Origin of the sequence: Clostridium sp., assembly GCF_036569345.1 — a bacterium.
Lineage (GTDB): Bacteria > Bacillota > Clostridia > Clostridiales > Clostridiaceae > Clostridium_AD.
The window spans coordinates 26731-44846 of sequence record NZ_DATCQT010000060.1 but is presented as its reverse complement, the minus strand read 5'-3'; the positions used below and the strand labels follow the sequence as shown (position 1 = coordinate 44846).

Annotated in this window: 17 protein-coding genes; 2 read left to right on the top strand and 15 right to left on the bottom strand. The window is 32.3% G+C overall.

The genetic code is table 11. From position 1 onward, the window contains the following. Positions 1 to 150: 150 nt before the first annotated feature. The 13 genes from VIM70_RS06415 to VIM70_RS06355 all read right to left on the bottom strand — a co-directional run bounded on the left by VIM70_RS06415 (position 151) and on the right by VIM70_RS06355 (position 11109). The gene (locus VIM70_RS06415; RefSeq protein WP_331944912.1) at positions 151 to 285 is read right to left on the bottom strand and encodes an OadG-related small transporter subunit; all 135 of its coding nucleotides are present in this window, start codon (positions 283 to 285) and stop codon (positions 151 to 153) included. Positions 286 to 308: 23 nt separating this feature from the next. Then, a complete protein-coding gene (locus tag VIM70_RS06410) occupies positions 309 to 1433 on the bottom strand; it encodes a sodium ion-translocating decarboxylase subunit beta (RefSeq protein WP_331944911.1) in 1125 nt (374 codons plus the stop codon). A gap of 33 nt (positions 1434 to 1466) precedes the next feature. Continuing rightward, entirely contained in the window at positions 1467 to 1829 is a 363-nt protein-coding gene (locus tag VIM70_RS06405; RefSeq protein ID WP_331944910.1) for a biotin/lipoyl-containing protein, read from the bottom strand. A 31-nt stretch (positions 1830 to 1860) separates the two neighbouring features. Then, positions 1861 to 2070 (bottom strand): hypothetical protein, encoded by a 210-nt coding sequence (locus tag VIM70_RS06400; RefSeq protein ID WP_331944909.1) that lies wholly within the window; start codon positions 2068 to 2070, stop codon positions 1861 to 1863. 23 nt (positions 2071 to 2093) lie between these two features. After that, positions 2094 to 3497 carry an oxaloacetate decarboxylase subunit alpha gene (locus VIM70_RS06395; RefSeq protein ID WP_331944908.1) on the bottom strand — a complete coding sequence of 468 codons (1404 nt, stop codon included), beginning with the start codon at positions 3495 to 3497 and terminating at the stop codon, positions 2094 to 2096. A gap of 48 nt (positions 3498 to 3545) precedes the next feature. Further along, positions 3546 to 4094, bottom strand: coding sequence for a citrate lyase holo-[acyl-carrier protein] synthase (citX, locus tag VIM70_RS06390; protein WP_331944907.1), 549 nt, complete (start codon positions 4092 to 4094; stop codon positions 3546 to 3548). A gap of 14 nt (positions 4095 to 4108) precedes the next feature. Next, positions 4109 to 5641 carry a citrate lyase subunit alpha gene (gene citF, locus VIM70_RS06385; protein WP_331944906.1) on the bottom strand — a complete coding sequence of 511 codons (1533 nt, stop codon included), beginning with the start codon at positions 5639 to 5641 and terminating at the stop codon, positions 4109 to 4111. After that, positions 5631 to 6530 (bottom strand): citrate (pro-3S)-lyase subunit beta, encoded by a 900-nt coding sequence (gene citE, locus VIM70_RS06380; protein ID WP_331944905.1) that lies wholly within the window; start codon positions 6528 to 6530, stop codon positions 5631 to 5633. The genes citF and citE overlap by 11 nt, the downstream gene beginning before the upstream one ends. After that, entirely contained in the window at positions 6530 to 6829 is a 300-nt protein-coding gene (gene citD, locus VIM70_RS06375; protein ID WP_331944904.1) for a citrate lyase acyl carrier protein, read from the bottom strand. Before citD ends, citE begins: the two co-directional genes overlap by 1 nt. 15 nt (positions 6830 to 6844) lie before the next feature. Beyond that, a complete protein-coding gene (gene citC / locus VIM70_RS06370; protein WP_331944903.1) occupies positions 6845 to 7888 on the bottom strand; it encodes a [citrate (pro-3S)-lyase] ligase in 1044 nt (347 codons plus the stop codon). A gap of 158 nt (positions 7889 to 8046) precedes the next feature. Beyond that, positions 8047 to 8925 carry a triphosphoribosyl-dephospho-CoA synthase CitG gene (citG, locus tag VIM70_RS06365; protein WP_331944902.1) on the bottom strand — a complete coding sequence of 293 codons (879 nt, stop codon included), beginning with the start codon at positions 8923 to 8925 and terminating at the stop codon, positions 8047 to 8049. Continuing rightward, the gene (locus VIM70_RS06360) at positions 8915 to 9619 is read right to left on the bottom strand and encodes a GntR family transcriptional regulator (RefSeq protein ID WP_331944901.1); all 705 of its coding nucleotides are present in this window, start codon (positions 9617 to 9619) and stop codon (positions 8915 to 8917) included. Before VIM70_RS06360 ends, citG begins: the two co-directional genes overlap by 11 nt. A gap of 188 nt (positions 9620 to 9807) precedes the next feature. Beyond that, positions 9808 to 11109: a citrate:proton symporter gene (locus VIM70_RS06355; RefSeq protein WP_331944900.1), complete on the bottom strand. Its 1302-nt coding sequence runs from the start codon at positions 11107 to 11109 to the stop codon at positions 9808 to 9810. Positions 11110 to 11707: 598 nt separating this feature from the next. On the opposite strand from VIM70_RS06355, the gene VIM70_RS06350 reads away from it, so the two are divergent. Next, on the top strand, positions 11708 to 13843 hold the full coding sequence (locus VIM70_RS06350) for a sodium-translocating pyrophosphatase (RefSeq protein WP_331944899.1): 2136 nt from the start codon (positions 11708 to 11710) through the stop codon (positions 13841 to 13843). A 146-nt stretch (positions 13844 to 13989) separates the two neighbouring features. Here VIM70_RS06350 and VIM70_RS06345 read toward each other — a convergent pair whose 3' ends face one another. Then, positions 13990 to 16155, bottom strand: coding sequence for a DNA topoisomerase III (locus VIM70_RS06345; RefSeq protein ID WP_331944898.1), 2166 nt, complete (start codon positions 16153 to 16155; stop codon positions 13990 to 13992). Between the two features lie 260 nt (positions 16156 to 16415). Here VIM70_RS06345 and VIM70_RS06340 point away from each other — a divergent pair, with 260 nt between their 5' ends. Further along, entirely contained in the window at positions 16416 to 17198 is a 783-nt protein-coding gene (locus VIM70_RS06340) for a 3'-5' exonuclease (RefSeq protein WP_331944897.1), read from the top strand. A gap of 41 nt (positions 17199 to 17239) precedes the next feature. On the opposite strand, the gene VIM70_RS06335 is transcribed toward VIM70_RS06340, so the two are convergent. Further along, the gene (locus VIM70_RS06335) at positions 17240 to 17686 is read right to left on the bottom strand and encodes a hypothetical protein (RefSeq protein ID WP_331944896.1); all 447 of its coding nucleotides are present in this window, start codon (positions 17684 to 17686) and stop codon (positions 17240 to 17242) included. Between the last annotated feature and the right edge of the window lie 430 nt (positions 17687 to 18116).

Below are 18116 nucleotides of genomic sequence, written 5' to 3'. Positions count from 1 at the left end.
TTCTTTTTGTAGTGTAAAAAAATAAAAATGCATTACAAAATAGTAATTAAAAGAGTGATTTTTTAGTGTTTCTATTAAAATCAATAAGGAAAAGAGGCTGTCTCTTCAAATGATTTTTTAATCATTTTGAGACAGCCCCTTTTTTAACAACTATTTCTCTGGGAAGAGTTTTATTAATACTTTTATCACTATAAATATTAGTATTAGAACCGCAAAAATCCCACCCATTCCTGAAAATAATACGGATATAGATTCTTTGAAATTTCCTTGTACTATACTATTCATCATTTCCACCTACCCTATTATTTCTAAAATTTAATTAAGTTTAATATTAATCCACCAGCTATAACTGAAGCTATTTGACCTGCTACATTAGCTCCTACAGCATGCATTAATATAAAGTTTTGTTTATCTTCCGCACTAGCCATCTTTTGAATTACTCTAGCTGACATTGGGAATGCAGATATTCCAGCTGCCCCAACCATTGGATTAATCTTCTTCTTTAAGAATAAGTTTAAGAGTTTAGCAAATAAAACTCCTCCAATTGTATCGAATATAAATGCAACAAGACCGAGTCCCACTACCATTGCTGTTCTAAGGTTTACAAATGTATCTGCTTTCATAGAAGCTGCAATAGTAATTCCAAGTAATAATGTAATAATATTTACTAGTTCATTTTGAGCAGTTTTAGACAATCTTTCTAAAACTCCACATTCTCTAACTAAATTACCAAACATTAAAAATCCAACCAATGCTACAGACGTTGGTGCTATTAGACCTGCAATTACAGTAACTACTATTGGAAATAAAATTTTGGTTGTTTTAGAAATGCTTTCTGGTGTGTACGGCATTCTAATCATTCTTTCCTTTTTAGTAGTAACAAGTTTTATACAAGGAGGTTGAATTACTGGTACTAGAGACATATATGAATATGCCGCCACAGTAATTGGCGCTATAAGTGAACTATGAAAATAATTAGCTACAAATATTGACGTAGGACCATCTGCTGCACCAATTATTCCAATAGATGCTGCATCCTTTAAATCAAATCCTAGAAGTGTAGCGATGCAAATAGTAAAAAATATTCCGAACTGTGCTGCTGCACCAAATAATAGCATAGAAGGATTAGATAGTAATGGTCCAAAATCAATCATTGCTCCTATACCTATAAATAGTAATAATGGGAACATCTCTGTTGAAATTCCACCCCTAAATAGGAAATCTAATATTCCTTCTATATGTGTACCATTCAATACTTGATCAATAGCACCAGACATTGGTATATTTACAAGTATTGCTCCAAACCCCATAGGCAATAGCAATGTTGGTTCGAATCCCTTAGCAATTGCTAGATAAATTAATAATCCGCCAATAGCCCACATTACAACCTGTTTAATGGTAATTGACATAAAACCTACAAGTAAAAACTCCATTATTTTGACCTCCATAATATGTTTTTTTAAATATTATCCTATTTGAATCATCACAATTCCTGCATTAACCATATCGCCTTTTGAAACCCCTATTGATAGAACTTTTCCATCTACTGGTGAGGATATTTCATTTTCCATTTTCATTGCTTCAAGTATCATTAGAGTTTGGTCTTTCTTTATTTGATCTCCCACTTTTACAGCTATGCTTAAAATGCTTCCAGCCATAGGAGCCTTAATAGTTAATCCACCTGAAGCAACAGCTGGAGCTATCTTACTACTTTGCGTAATTGTAGCGGCTGCTTCTCCATTTGATACTGCATCGCAATTTGTTCCTGTTACTTCTTCTATTTCTACTTCATAAACTTTATTATTTAGCTTTATCACATATTTCTTCATATTTATTGCCACCTTTCTTGCCTATTTTATTTCACTTTATTCTTGTAATTTTTGAAATATGGAACTCTGAATTAGATCTATTTTCGCTTGCCATGGCTGCCGCTGCAAGGGCTACCACTATTCTATCTTCTTCATCAATTTCATACACAATGTTATTGCTTGTTATTTTTTCAATAGACTCGCTTGAGGCCACATCTTCGTTTTTATTAAATATTTTTTTAAATGAGTCAAATAATCCCATTGTTTTCACCACCTTTATATACTTTACATGGTTACAGTAATATAATGTATTTTTTCCTCACTGTCACAAGTGTTATCATCTAAATCACCACTTAATCTATCTTCAAAAAATTTCTTTGCAACCTGTGGGAATAAAACATATGACAAAACATCTTCAGGGGTAATTGCTAAATTTCCAATTTCTTTTTTATATTTTTCCATTTCCGGTTCTATTAGGTCTGCTGGTCTCTGAGTTATAACCTGAGCGTCTCCAATAATTTTCTTTTTTATTTCATCTTTTATTGGCGCAGGTGATCTCCCATAAAGCCCTCTAACGTATTCTTTTATTTCTTTTGGAATCATTTTATATCTTTCGCCTGATAATACATTAAATACCGATTGAGTTCCTACCATTTGACTAAGAGGTGTAACTAATGGTGGAAATCCTAAATCCTCTCTCACCCTAGGTATCTCTCTAAGCACTTCTTCGTATTTAGATTCAACCCCTTGTGCCTTAAGTTGTGATAAAAGATTTGATAACATTCCTCCTGGAACCTGATATGTTATAGTTTTAGGTTCTACATCCATAACCTTTGGATTTAATATGCCATTTTTCCTATATTTTTCTTTTATAGGTTTAAAGTAATCTGCAATTTCCCCTAACAATTTAATATCTAATTTAGGATCACTTGGGCTATCTTTTAAAGTAAGAGCCATTGACTCTGTAGCTGGCTGTGATGTACCTCCCGAGAATGGGGAAATTGCTGTGTCAATAATATCAATCCCTGCTTCAACAGCCTTCAAATATGTCATATCCGCTATTCCACTAGTACAATGAGTATGCAATCCTAGTGGTATTTTCACAACTTCTTTTAATTTTTTTACTAATTCATAAGCTGCATATGGTGTTAATATGCCAGCCATATCCTTGATACAAATGGAATCTGCACCCAGTTGCTCTAGTTTTTTTGATAACTCAACATAGTAATCTAAAGTATGTACTACGCTAGTTGTATAACTTATAGCACATTGACAGTGAGCTCCGGCTTCTTTAGTAACTCTAATTGAAGTTTCCAAATTTCTTGTGTCATTTAATGCATCAAACACCCTTATTATATCTATACCATTTTCTACAGCTTTTTTGATAAATGCTTCTACTACATCATCAGCATAATGCTTATAGCCTAATAGATTTTGACCTCTGAGTAACATTTGAAGTTTAGTATTTTTTACAACCTTACGAATTTCTCTTAATCTTTCCCAAGGGTCTTCATTAAGAAAGCGCAAACATGAATCAAATGTCGCTCCTCCCCACACTTCCAATGAATAATATCCTACCTTATCCATCTTTTCTAAAATAGGTAATATTTCTGCAGTTTTTAACCTGGTAGCAATTAGAGATTGATGTCCATCCCTTAGTGCCGTTTCAGTTATTTTAATTGGATTCACTATGCTATCACTCCCTAAATACATCCTTAAATCGTAAGGATTTTTTCATTATTTATTTTCCATATTGCTATTAAAATAATTAAATGCCATGTTATGTATTTTATCTGTTAATTCCTTCACTGTATGCTTTCTTGATCTTCCACATTCAAATGCATTTTCATCACAAATCAAACATTTTCGTGATTCAATATTTAATTCTTGTCTATCTATATGTCTTCCTTTAGAATCTAACACATCATAATCATATAACCTGCCTAGGGCATGTGTTTCCTCTATTCTAGTAGTTATTTCTTTAATTACAAAGGCTGAACTATTTATAACAGCAAACAATTCTGGTCCACTATTTTTATATACAACATATTCAAACTTAACTTCTATAAGATCTTCCTTAAGTCTCGATTTAAATAATTTCAATCCTTCATCAAATACTTCTTTAATAAGAGAGTTATACTTTATAGGACCAGGTATGTTTAATTTATAAGATACAATTGTATTACAATATTTACTTAATAAATGCTTTTGATATCGCACTCTTTCTTCCCTTGAATCTAAAATTTGCTGTAACGTTTGCTCGAATCCTATAAAATATAAGCCCATCTTAAAACACCTCATCATTTTACTTTTCTTACTACATCAATAATACTTCCATCTCTATATTCAATAATTGCTACAACTTTATCTTCATATTTAATCTTTTCTGGAATACCTACAATACATTCAACTTTTTTCTTTAATTCTTGTATTGTATAGATTGGAATATTTATATTTTTCAATTTTTCTATTAAATCAACCCTTCTTGGATTTATTGCAATACCTATCTCAGTAACTAAAACATCAATACTCTCACCAGGGGTAATAACTGTATTAACACAGTCAACAACGCATGGTATTCTACTACGAATTAGTGGAGACACAATAACAGTAAGTTTTGCACAGGCCGCTGTATCAGAGTGTCCGCCTGATGCCCCTCTTAAAACTCCATCTGATCCAGTCATTACATTTACATTAAAATCAGTATCTATTTCCAATGCTGATAAAACTACTACATCTAGTTTATTTGCTATACACCCTTTATTATGGGGGTTTGCATAGAAAGATGAATCAATCTCATGATGATTGGGATTTTCATCTATTGACTTAACTGCAGTCAAATCAAAACCTTGTACATCAAAAATATGTTTTATTAAACCTTCTTCATGCATCTCAACTATCGGCCTAGTTATTCCACCTAATGCAAAGTTAGCTTTAACTCCTTTATTTATCATTTCATCTTTTAAGAATCTGCTTACAGCGAGTGTTGATCCACCTGAACCTGTTTGAAAAGAGAATCCGTCTTTAAAATATCCTGATTCTACTATTACTCTGCTTGCATATTCTGCAATCAATAGTTCCTTTGGATTTTTGGTATACCTGGTAGCGCATGAAACTATTCCAGCTGGGTCACCTATTTTGTCTATTTTTACAACATAGTCAACATCAGTCTGTGAGATACTAGCAGGAACATTTGGGAAAGGTGCTAAGAAGTCTGTAATAACAACAACTTTATCAGCAAATTTAGCATCAATTTTCGCATAACCTAAAGATCCACAATTAGCAATCCCTCTTGAGCCACTAGCATTTCCATAAGTATCAGATGATGATGCGCCCAAAAATGCTACATCTATTTTTATGTCCCCTGCTTCAATGGCTCTAGCTCGTCCGCCATGAGATCTAATAATTACTGGTTTCTCCATTAATCCTTTTGAAATTTCTTCTGCTAATTCTCCTCTTAGTCCGCTAGTGGTAATCCTTGATATTACTCCACTTTTAATATGTTTAACTAACTCCTTATGCACACTGCTAAGGGAACTAGACGCTAATGTTAGATTCTTTATTCCAAGTCTCGCAATAATATCTACTACCATATTTAGAATATAGTCACCTTCTCTAAAGTGATGATGAAATGAAATAGTCATTCCATCCTTTAATCCACATTTAACAATAGCTTCTTCTATACTATCTAATAATTTTTCATCTCCAGGCTTAACTGTTCTAATGCTATGTGCAGTTTTTATTACTTCTCCATTCAATGAGAAGGGACTTTCATAGATTTTTTCTCCATTTATAATTTCATCTGGAATTTCTCTTCCAATACTATTTTTCATTTTGCATTTCCTCCTTATACAATCCTACAGCTGTTGCTATTTGCAATACTCTATTTGCTCTATCTACAATAGGTTTATCTATCATCTTTCCATTTAAAGAGATAACTCCCAGACCACGTTTTTGTGCATCTTGAGCAGCTCTTCTAATATTTGCTGATTTTTTAATTTCTTCAGCTGTTGGTGCAAAAATATCACATACAGGTTTAATTTGTCTTGGATTAATAACAGATTTGCCATCAAATCCAAGTTGTTTTATTAATTCTACTTCATTTTTAAACCCTTCTTCATTGTCGATATCTGAATAAACTGTGTCTAAAGCATAAATACCCGCTGCTCTTGCTGCAATAACAATTTGAGTTCTTGCACCCAATAGTTCCAATCCATTAGCATATCTTTTCGTCTTCATATTAGTTACATAATCCTCAGCACCTAGTGCTATACCTATTAGTCGTTTGCTTGATGTTGCAATTTCATAAGCATTTATTACTCCAATTGGGCTTTCAACTGCCGCCATCATTTTTGTACTTCCTATTTCTCTTCCAATTTTTCTTTCTACTTCCTCAATAGCTGCTTCAACTTCATAAATATCTTCTTTTCTTTCTGTTTTTGGTAATCTAATTACATCTACTCCAGCTCTTACCATAGCTTCAACGTCATCTCTTCCATACGGACCATGTAACTCATTTATTCTTACTACTACTTCTGTGTTACCATAATCTATAGTTTTTATTGCATTGTATACTAATAATCTAGCTGAATCCTTTTCATTTATTGCAACTGCATCTTCTAGGTCAAACATTAATGAATCAGCACCATATATATACGCATCGCTAACCATGCTAGGATTGCTTCCTGGGACAAACATCATAGTTCTTCTTAAACGTTCCATTAATCTATTACCTCCCAATTAATTTTTTCAGTGTCGCCCATAGCCCTATATGCGGCGCATTGCACTCTTGCTTTAATTGTGCAATCTAATGCTCCTTTATCTGTAGCTATGACAAAAGCCCTGTCTATTCCTAGTGATTCTAATGTCTCTGTAATTACTTTTTTTATTTGTTTTCCAAATTGCTTTTCCACACTACTTTTTAATTGAATCTCTATTCCTACTTCATCTTTTGGCTCTACTTGAATCTGTATATCGCTTGATTCTAGGGTTCCAACCATGGAACTTTTAATAATTTTCATTATATTCGCCTCCGCTTAATGTCTACTTTTACTATTTTTAATTATTTCAATTATCTTTTCTGCTTCCTTGGATCTAAAATAATCATATGTTGTATTTGGAACAAGTCCTTTTATCTCTTCTATTCTGTCTTCCCTGATATATTGTCTTACCGCAGATGCACTTATAGCTATTCCATTGATGTTTAATCTAGGAATTGTTTTGCATTTAATTCCTTGATTCTCAAGAGATTCTTTCATTACCTCATTATACTTTTTTGTTACGTTACAATAAGGTTCCTCTCCCACATATCTACTATTAATCCCTAGTGCAGGAACAATATATTTTTTATATACTTCCAAATCCAATTTCGCATGAACTACAACTACATTTTCTTCATCTTTAATAAAATATGATGGAAATGTTGCATTTGAAATAATATAATCTCCAGTTTTATGAAGAACAATATTTTTAAAATGTATGGTTCCCCTTCTAACCAATTCATATCTTACTGAAAATGGTATTACTGACGCTTCCTCTGATACAACAAATACATGTACCACATCGTTTTCATTAGATGTTTCTTCAATTAAATGTTGATGACCCAATGTAAAAGGGTTTGCATTTATAACTATTGAAGCAACTCTGTCTGCCTTTATACTTTTCTTAGCGAGTTCCAAGGAATAGTTCCTAACGGCATTTAATTTATTTTCCATAAACACAAGTAAATCATCTACTCTGGCAACTTCATAAAATCCTAAATTATTGAAAAACCTAATGTAATTACATTTAGTGTAAAGGAAAATATGAGTAAATCCTCTTACATATTGCTCATTTTCCAAATGTGATACAACCGTATTTAGAACACCCATACATTGATACTCTAATTTTACTGCTAGACATCTTAAGGTATTTTTAAAAAATGAACCTGTCGCTATTAATTCATTAGCTTTATAAATTCCAACAGTATATTCTAAATTTTTGTCTAATTTAATTCCTTCACTGCTTAAAAAAAGTTCTAATTTTTTTCTTTCCAATATATCATCAAGAAAGATTCTTTTTTCCTTAAAATCATAATCCATATAATTTAGTATCCTTTCAAAGTAAAAGTAATGTTTATTATAATTTCCTTGTGTTAGGAGCTTGGTATGAGTTCTTCTTAAGTATAGAACATTCAATGACTACACCCAAGTTTTTTTAGTGTTCTTTCATGTATTTCCATTGTTCTTTTCCCATCCATTTATTTTATAATTCCTTCTATCATACCGAGAAAAATACTAACTGCCAAAAGATCTGCTGATCCTCCTGGGCTTAAATTTTTCTTTATAAAATCTTCATTAATGTGCTCCAATTTTCGTCTTGCATTAAATTGGTTCATTCCACCTGACATTAAAAATTCTTTTGAAATAGACTTAACACTTATTAGACTATCTATTCCCCCTCTTATGATTACATTTGTATCTTCACTCTCTGCCATAAGATTTAAAATGATTTCTAAAAATAAATCATTCATGGAGAATTGCTTTTTAATAGTCCACTCCCTAATTATATGTACTGTGTCCTTTTGCACTGTTATAAAACCACTCTCTATTTCTCCTCGTATTCCCGTGTATCCAAATTCTTTATATAATCTTTCTCCATGCGTTAATATTTTTTTGCTAGAAATATTCTTAAAATCTCTTAAAGTTAAATCTTTTGCTACCTTCTTAACTTCTTCACAAATTATTTCCACGGGGAAATTTTGGAATCCTTTTTTTTTAAAAATATTACCTACCACAGCAGAAAGTATTCCTAATGAAAAAATAATACCTTTATGAGTATTTACTCCACCAGTAGCATCAAACATTGCCATCTCGCACTCCATACCATGGCGCCTTATCTTTTCTAAAAGCTTAGTATTATCGGCCTCATCAAAACATAATCCTTCTAGGGCGCACGCAAAAAAGCCTCTATACAATACTGAACTACTTGCCATAAAGGTAAAAAAGTCCATATCCTTATGAGACCCAGAGTTATCTCTATCCACTAAGCCAGGTTTAGGAGTAGTACTTACCTCATAAAGTATGGCTCTTTGTGCTAGAGATGCTATATAATCTGCTAATTTCTCTTTATTTCTCAAATTCTTCACTCGAATCTTTCATTGCTAGAAGAACAATTTTAATAGAATCTTCTAAATGTTTTTTTATAACCATTTTAATTTCATCCTCATTTTTATCTACTATTGCCTTTAAAATTTGTCTATGCTCCATTAACGCTTTTTCCCTTCTCGAATTATGAGAAATAGAAATATTTCTAAAACGTTGAGTATACTCATTTAACTTGGTAATCATTACTGCTAATCTTTTCATTCCACTAGCTAGATACAATTTCCAATTAAATTCTCCAAATAATTCTATAACCTCTTCTACCTTGCCTTCTTTATTTTTTACCTCAATTAAGTCAAGTAGCCCTTCAATTTCATCAATTTCTTCTGGAGTTATAATTTCCATTGCATTAATTGCTGCTAAAACCTCTAAATTAATTCTTATCTTATAAATTTCTATTACATCTTCTGTTGTTATTCTTTTCACTACAACACCTATTTTAGGCAAATGCTCAACTAATTTTTCTCTTTCAAGTCTTCTTAATGCCTCTCTAACAGGAGTCCTGCTTATATTTAATCTTTCTGCATACTCTTTTTCTATAATTCTCTCTCCCACAGGTATTATTCCACTAATAATAGTCCGCCTAAGACTTTCATATACAACTTCTCTTATAGGTAAATTGTTAGCAAAATTTGTGTTTTTAATAAGCTCGTCCATATAATTTATCATTTAAGTCTTCCTTTCTTAATTCCGTTTAATATATCATTACTTACAGTTTAAACTAAAGTTCAAAAGAAAGCGAATTTTCAGTACATTCTACAAAAACTTGAAATATGATTTTTAATTCTTATCACTAAAATTTATGTTATAAAAAAAGTTCCCTAAGGAACTTTTTTTATAGTAATGTAAACTATTTTTTATAAAGGCATAGCTCCTGTAAGAGCTGCCGCTAATACAAACACTATAAAAGTTCCAATTGAGTATTTGGCAGCATGTTTTTGCCATTCTCCCATATCAACATCTGTTAATTGCAATAATAGATATATAAACGCAACAAGTGGACTTAATAAATGGAATGCTTGACCCATAGTTGAAGCAATACCAATCTGTAAATTAGTAAATCCATAAGCTGCACCTGTTTTTGCAAGAACTGGTACAACACCAAAGTAAAATGCATCATTAGATAATAAGAATGCACCTGGCACACTAAGGAAAGCTGTAACTAAAGCCCAATGAGAACCCAATGATTGTGGTATCACTGAAGCTAAGTTTAAAGCAATGGCTTCAGCCATCTTTGATTCAGTTAAAATTCCCATAAATATTCCGGCTGCAAGTACCATAATAACAACTTGTATAGCATTCCCAGCATTAATATCTACAAGCTTTCTTTGTAGTTTCATTGAACGGAAGTTAATCATAAGTGCTAATGCTGTAGCTACTTCAAATATTACAGCAGGTGGAACACTTCCACTAACTAATGTAACCATAACTAAAATAGTAACTATAAAATTAACCCATATAAGTTTTGGTCTCTTAAGCTCTTCCATTTCTGGAGATAATGTAGCTGCCATTTCTGATGCAGCCTTTTCATCAATTTTTATAATTCCTAATCTCTTACGTTCTTTCATTCCAAGGTGGTAAGCTACAAATATAACCCAGATTATAGCAATAATCATTCCTGGAACTAATGGACGTAGAATTTCATTACCATCAAGTTTTAGGGCTGCCATTATACGAGCAGTTGGACCACCCCAAGGTAGAAGGTTCATTATAGAATTTTGCATTATTATTATTGTGGCTAAGTACAGTGGTTTTATTTTAAGTTTCTTGTATATTGGTAGTAATGCAGAAACACAAATCATAGTAGTTGTTGATCCGTCTCCGTCTATTGATACTAAAGCAGCTAAAATTGCTGTTCCAACAAGTACCTTAACTGGATCACCTTTTACTAATTTTATAGTTGCATTAACAAGAGGATCAAATAAACCGACATTTATCATAATCCCAAAGAAAAGAATTGCAAACAAGAGCATTGTAGCCGTTGGAGCTACACTTTTAATACCTGTAAGCGCAAACTTACCTAAATTAGGACCAAACCCACCTATAAGACCAAATACTATTGGAACTACTATAAGTGAAGTAAATGCACTAAGACGTTTTGTCATAATAAGTACCATAAAAACAATTACTAATCCATAACCCAATAAAGCTAAAGACATATTATCCACACCCCCCGAAATAATTTGTAAACGTTATTATTAAAATTTCATAAATATTTAAACTCGTTAGCTAACTTAACATTATTATATATAGTACAAATAATTAATTCAAGGTGTCCACGTGTTCTTTAGGTGTTCTTTCGTAAAAATGCCCAAAATTACATTTTTTTGATATTATTGTTTTAATTTGAAAATGCATAAAAGATACTAGCGAAAAACAGAATTAAAATAGTTAATTTAATGTTTTATGTCATTTTTGTCTTTAAGCACGATTAATTTATTTTATATTTTTGAAATAAATATAAAATAAATATGGTAAGTATAAAAATTTTATGCGAAATATGGTTCATTTAGGGACTATTCATAAAGTCTAAACGATTCAACCCATACAATTATTAATATCCAATACACAGTAAATAACCCCCTTTTATCAAAAATGGCATAACTATATTAAGTAACCAACGAAATACAGTAAATAATACTATATATTTTGATAAAGTAAATCTGAACTTTTTAGAAGGATTTTCAATTTTTTGGGCGAATAGTTACTATATATGCGAATAAGCATAGTTAATTTACTTAAAGGAGGTATATAGTATTGAATATTTATTTTGGAATCATCTTTGCTGCTATAATAATTGCCATACTTTTTATAGCATATCTTACAAAGTATATCTTTTCACAAGACAAAGGTACAAAGGAAATGCAAGCCATTTCTGATGCAATAAAAGAAGGTGCCTTTGCATTTATGAAAAGACAATACAAAACAATTTTTATGTTAGCTCTAGTTACTGTAGTTATCATTGTAGTTGCAAATTACTTTGGTAATTTATCAAAAGGAACAGGGGTTGCACTGTCGGTTTCATGGCATATTGGTGTTGCATTTATAACTGGTGCAGTTTGCTCCGCGATTTCAGGCTACATTGGAATGTATATGGCCGTTAATTCCAATATAAGAGCTGCAGCAGGAGCAAAAAAGGGGTTAAATAAAGCCCTTACTGTTGCTCTACGAGGAGGAGCCGTAACTGGTTTATCAGTTACTTCACTTTCACTACTTGGTGTTTCTGTATTATTTCTTTTATTTGGAGGAATGTCTAACAGTGATGCTTTAATTAAAGAAGCACCTTCACTTTTAATTGGCTTTGGTTTTGGAGCTTCTTTTGTTGCATTGTTTGCTCAGCTTGGTGGTGGAATATACACAAAAGCTGCAGATGTTGGAGCAGATCTTGTTGGTAAAGTTGAGGTCGGTATTCCAGAAGATGATGCCAGAAACCCTGCTGTTATCGCTGATCTTGTTGGAGATAACGTTGGTGACTGCGCAGGTAGAGGAGCAGATCTTTTCGAATCTACTGCAGCAGAAAATATTGGTGCAATGATACTTGGGGTTGCACTTTATCCTGTATTTGGTTGGAAGGGTATTATATTTCCTTTAGTTACAGGTGCAATTGGAATCATTTCTTCAATCGTAGGTTTAATGTTTGTAAAAGCAGATGATGCTACTGATAATCCTATGTCTGCTCTTTATAAGGGTTATTTTATAACAAGTGTACTTAATCTTATATTCTTGTTTTTCATAATTAAATCTATGTTCTCGGGCACACTAGCAAGTGGAGAAAGCATACATTACTTGTATCTCTACCTTTGTGCAGTTGCAGGCATAGCACTTAGTTATTTATTTGTTGTAATCACAGATTACTATACTTCATATAATTACAGACCTGTTAAATCAATTGCAAAAGCTTCACAAACTGGAGCCGCAACTAACATAATCTCAGGTATTTCAGTTGGTATGGAATCAACAGCGCTACCTGTACTTTCAGTATCGCTTGCAATATTTGTTTCCTATAACCTTGGCAAATTAGCACTTCCAGGTGTTGCAAACGGTGGAATTTATGGAATAGCTGTTGCAACTATAGGAATGCTTTCAACTTGTGCTTATATACTTGCTATGGATACTTTTGGACCAATTACCGACAATGCTGGTGGTATTGTTGAAATGTCCGGAGCTCCCGAGGAAATCAGATTAATAACGGACAAATTAGATGCATGTGGAAATACTACTAAAGCTTTAACTAAAGGCTATGCAGTTGGTTCTGCAGCTCTTGCAACCTTCCTCTTATTTTTTGCATATATAGGCCAGGTAAAAACAATATCAGGGATTCCTCTTGATAACGTTTTCCCGGTAGATATTGGAAAACCAGAAGTTTTCATTGGTGCGTTTATCGGTGCAATGATAGTTTTCCTTTTCTCATCTACTGCAATAAGAGCAGTTGGCAACGCAGCTCAAATCGTAATCTTAGAAGTTAGGGCGCAGTTTAAAGAATTCCCTGGCATAATGACTTACAAACAAAAACCAGATTATGCAAGATGTGTTGATATAGTTACAAAAGGCGCTCTTAAAGAAATGTTGCTTCCAGGTCTTATTCCTATTACTGTACCAGTATTCGTTGGAGTCATTCTTGGAAAAGAAGCTGCAGCCGGCTTCCTACTAGTAACTACAATTGTAGGTGTTATCATGGCACTATTCTTAAACAATGGTGGTGGAGCATGGGATAACGCTAAGAAGTATATTGAACTTGGTAACTTTGGTGGGAAAAAATCTGAACCTCACAAAGGTGCAGTTGTTGGAGATACCGTTGGTGATCCTTTCAAAGATACAGCAGGTCCTTCACTACATGTTTTGATAAAATTAATAACTACCTTAACACTTGTTTTCGTTTCAATTTTTAGATAGATAATAAAATAAAGGATGTACCTTTATTATTTATCTTGAATCAAAAAACCAACCATCTGCTCCTTCAGATGGTTGGTTTTTTTTAATATTATATTATCTTTATCATAAACAGATGTCGTGAAATTAATATTAGTACGTGTTACTTTTTATTTCTTTAAATTAAGTTTTGCAAAAGCCTCCGCCATAGCAGAATTACCAGTTCCTTCATCTTCCTTATTCTGTTGATTCAAGAATCTACTAACATCTTTTTTATTTAACGCACTTTTTTCTGAATCGCGACGTTTGTTAAAGGCTGAAAGTTTTTCTCTATATCCACAACCACAAACAAAAATCTTATTGTCTCCATCTCCTCTAATCTCCATTTTCTTATGGCAAGTAGGACAACGTGCATTAGATATTTGTGATACACCTTTACGATAACCACATTCTCTGTCAGGGCATACGAGCATCTTTCCCCTTTTGCCATTAACCTCAAGAAGATATTTACTACACTCAGGACATTTAACTCTTGTAGCGTTGTCATGATTATATATTTCGGACGATGCTGCAACATTCCTCACAAGCTTCACTGCATATTCCCTCATTTCTTTTACGAAATTCATGGAATTAGCTTTTCCTTTACTTATAAGTTGAAGTTGTTTTTCCCACTTAGCGGTAAGTTCAGGTGATTTTAATTCAACAGGAACTAAACCTATTAGCTGTATTCCTTTTGAGGTTGGGAATATATCTTTACCTCTTCTCTCCATGTAAAAAATATTGAATAATTTTTCAATTATATCTGCCCTAGTTGCTGGAGTTCCAAGGCCTGAAGTATTATCTAAAGCTTCCCTTAAACTCTCATCTTGTATATCTTTTCCTGGGTGTTCCATAGCTGTAAGCAGCGTTGCCTCATTATATCTTGCTGGTGGCTTAGTTTTCTCATTTACTGATTTAATTAAAGTAAGTTTAACCGCTTCACCTTTATTAATTGGTGGAAGAGATTGATCTTTTTCATCGCTGCCCTCAGAGCTACTTATTTCTTTCCAGCCCTTTGACTTAACTATTTTCCCTTTTGCAGAGAACCTCTCACCCTTAACATCTATAACTACAGTAGTTTGCTCATATTCAAAAGCAGGACTTAGAACTTCTAAGAATCTTTTAACAACTAGGTCATAAATACTTCTCTCTTCTTTGTTTAGGCTTGATAAATCTACATGTTGCTCCGTAGGAATTATAGCATGATGATCTGATACCTTGCTATTATCCACAAGTCTACTTGTAGTATGAATTCTACCTTTTATTATGTTTCTAGCAGCTTTCTCATAAGGCCCAATCGCAATGCTTTTTAATCTATCCATGAGCGTTGCCACTATATCTGTAGTAATATGCCTTGAGTCTGTTCTTGGGTATGATAATAGTTTATGATTTTCATATAATCTCTGCATTAAATTGAGAGTTTGCTTTGCAGAAAATCCGAATTTTCTATTTGCATCCCTTTGAAGCTCTGTTAAATCATACGCAAGTGGAGGAAGCTCTTTTTTAGATGCTTTATTTAGCTCTACAACATTGCCCATTTGATTGTTTACTTTAGCAGCGATATCTTCTGCCTTTTTCTTGTCAAATGTACGTGCTTCACCGTTTTTACTTGACCAATGAACAGTAAAATTATTTACCTTACCATTTACTGTCCAGTAATCCTTTGGGATGAATTTTTTTATCTCATTTTCTCTATCAACAATAAGTGCTAAGGTAGGCGTTTGAACCCTTCCTGCTGATAGCTGAGCATTATATTTACAAGTTAATGCTCTAGTAACGTTGAGCCCTATAAGCCAATCTGCTTCTGCTCTTGATTGAGCTGCCCAAAATAGATTTTCATAATCTCTTCCTGGTTTAAGGCTTGCAAATCCATCCTTTATCGCTTTTTCAGTTTGAGATGAAATCCATAACCTCTTTATTGGCTTCTTAAAGCCTGCCTTTTGGATAATCCAACGGGCAACCAATTCTCCCTCTCGCCCAGCATCCGTAGCTATAACTAGCTCATCTACATCTGCTTTTTTAAGCAGTTCACGTACAATCTTATATTGTTTTGCAGTTTCCTTAATAACCACCAGTTTTAGATCCTTCGGTAGCATAGGAAGATCTTCCATTTTCCAGCTTTTATATTTTTCATCATAATCCTCTGGACCAGCTAGTGTTACTAAATGCCCTAGTGCCCAAGTTACAATATATTTTGCCCCCATTAAATACCCATTTCCGCCTTGATTACAATTTAAAACTTTTGCAAGTTCACGACCGACTGAAGGTTTTTCAGCTAAAACTAATATTTTTCCCATATATAAAACTTCCTCTCATATGCTAAATAATTTACTGAGTTTTACTCAGTTTTTTATTTCTTTTATATGCAATTTTTATGTTACCAATAATATCATTCCTGTTAATTTCTTAATATTTTATATCATCACTCTACTCATTATAAACTACTTTATACATAATGTTAATTTTTTGTTATTTAAGATGTAACGGTTAATGTGTTTTTTGTTATCATAAATGATATACTACACAATATAAAATAAATAAATTTAGAGGTAATTAAATGAATTATATAGTATTTGACTTAGAATTTAATCAGGGATTTAATTTTGCAAAAGATACTGAAACTATAATAAATCCTAAATGCCCTTTTGAAATAATTCAGATAGGTGTTATAAAACTGAATGACAATTTCGAGACGATCGGGACTCTAGATGTATTAGTTAAACCAGAAATATATACTACGCTTAATCCCTTTGTAAAAAGGCTTACTGGAATAACAATAGAAGAACTTGATAAAGGTATATCTTTTAAAGAAATGTATTATAAACTTTCAGATTTTTTAAATATCGATAAAGGCATACTTTGTGTATGGGGAGCCTCTGATATAAAAGAATTATTTCGGAATATAGAATATTATGGATTAGATGCCTCCAACGTCCCCACCGAGTTCATCAACATTCAGTCCTACGCTTCTAAGCGGCTCAATTGTGAAAGAGGAATTAATATAGGGCTAGCTAATGCAGCAAATTTATTAGATATCCCAATTGAACATCAATTTCATAATGCTCTTAATGATGCTTACTATACCGCAGAAGTTTTTAAAAAAATTTATAATATAGAAATTAAAACTAGTATATATGATCCTCACAAACTCTCAAAGTTAAGGAAGTTAAATACTCAAAACTATAAAATTGATTTTGATAATTTAATAAACCAATTTGAAAAAATGTTTAAGAGAGAAATTACAAAGGAGGAAAAATCCATAATTAAACTGGCTTATATTATGGGAAAAACAAACCAATTTCAAATTAAGAATGATTCTTATCCTTTATCAAAAAAATAAAATCAGTATAGTTTATTTTCTATACTGATTTTATAATCTTATTAGTTTTCTGTTTCTTCACTTAATGAAACATTTTCTACATTAGGATTTTTATTTTCTAAATTAACTTTCCTATTATCTAATGTATTAAGATTTATAGGATGAGTAACCATATCTTCAGTTGTACTCATTATAAGTCTATTCAAATATATTTTTCCTTCAGGAGTATTAGCTACTGCATAAGGTTCTGTATCTTTCTTAAATAGAACCCATGTATAACCATTGTTAACTACTCTATTTACATCTTCTTTATCAATTATAGTCCTTGATTTTTCTTTACCATATCTGTCTCTTAATATTATGGCAACAGTATCGCCATCTATTTCTTCATAATCATTAATTGTATTTTGATTATATACTTCTAAATTGCATTTTCTATTATCAAGAGTATCTCCATTGATATGCCTAACAGGCGCTTTTGGATGAACATCTAATATAAATGACTGCAAACTTTGTTTCCTTCTATATTTCTTTTCTTCGATATAATAACTACCTAGATTTTGTGCTAAGAAATTATTAAAATCTTTATTCCACTCTGCAAACCAACGACCTTTTTCTAGTACCCTTTGTAAATCCTCAGTATCTATTTTACAATCTATGGTTGTGCCATCTTTTTTAACTATTTTTAAATAAGTAACTTCTTCAAGCGTCTGGTATTTGTTAGATTTAATTTCAACTTTAGTAGTCTCTGTTTTGTTTTCTTTTTCGTTTTTTATGATAGGACACCTCTTTCTTCTATTTAGGCATCTTCAAAAAAATAACCAGTCAGCATGCTAGACTATCTTTTTCATATGCCCTACAAGGGATTTAAAATTATGTATAACTTTAATATTTCCCTAATTTTTTATTAACAACTCAATTTTCCTCTAAACCACACAT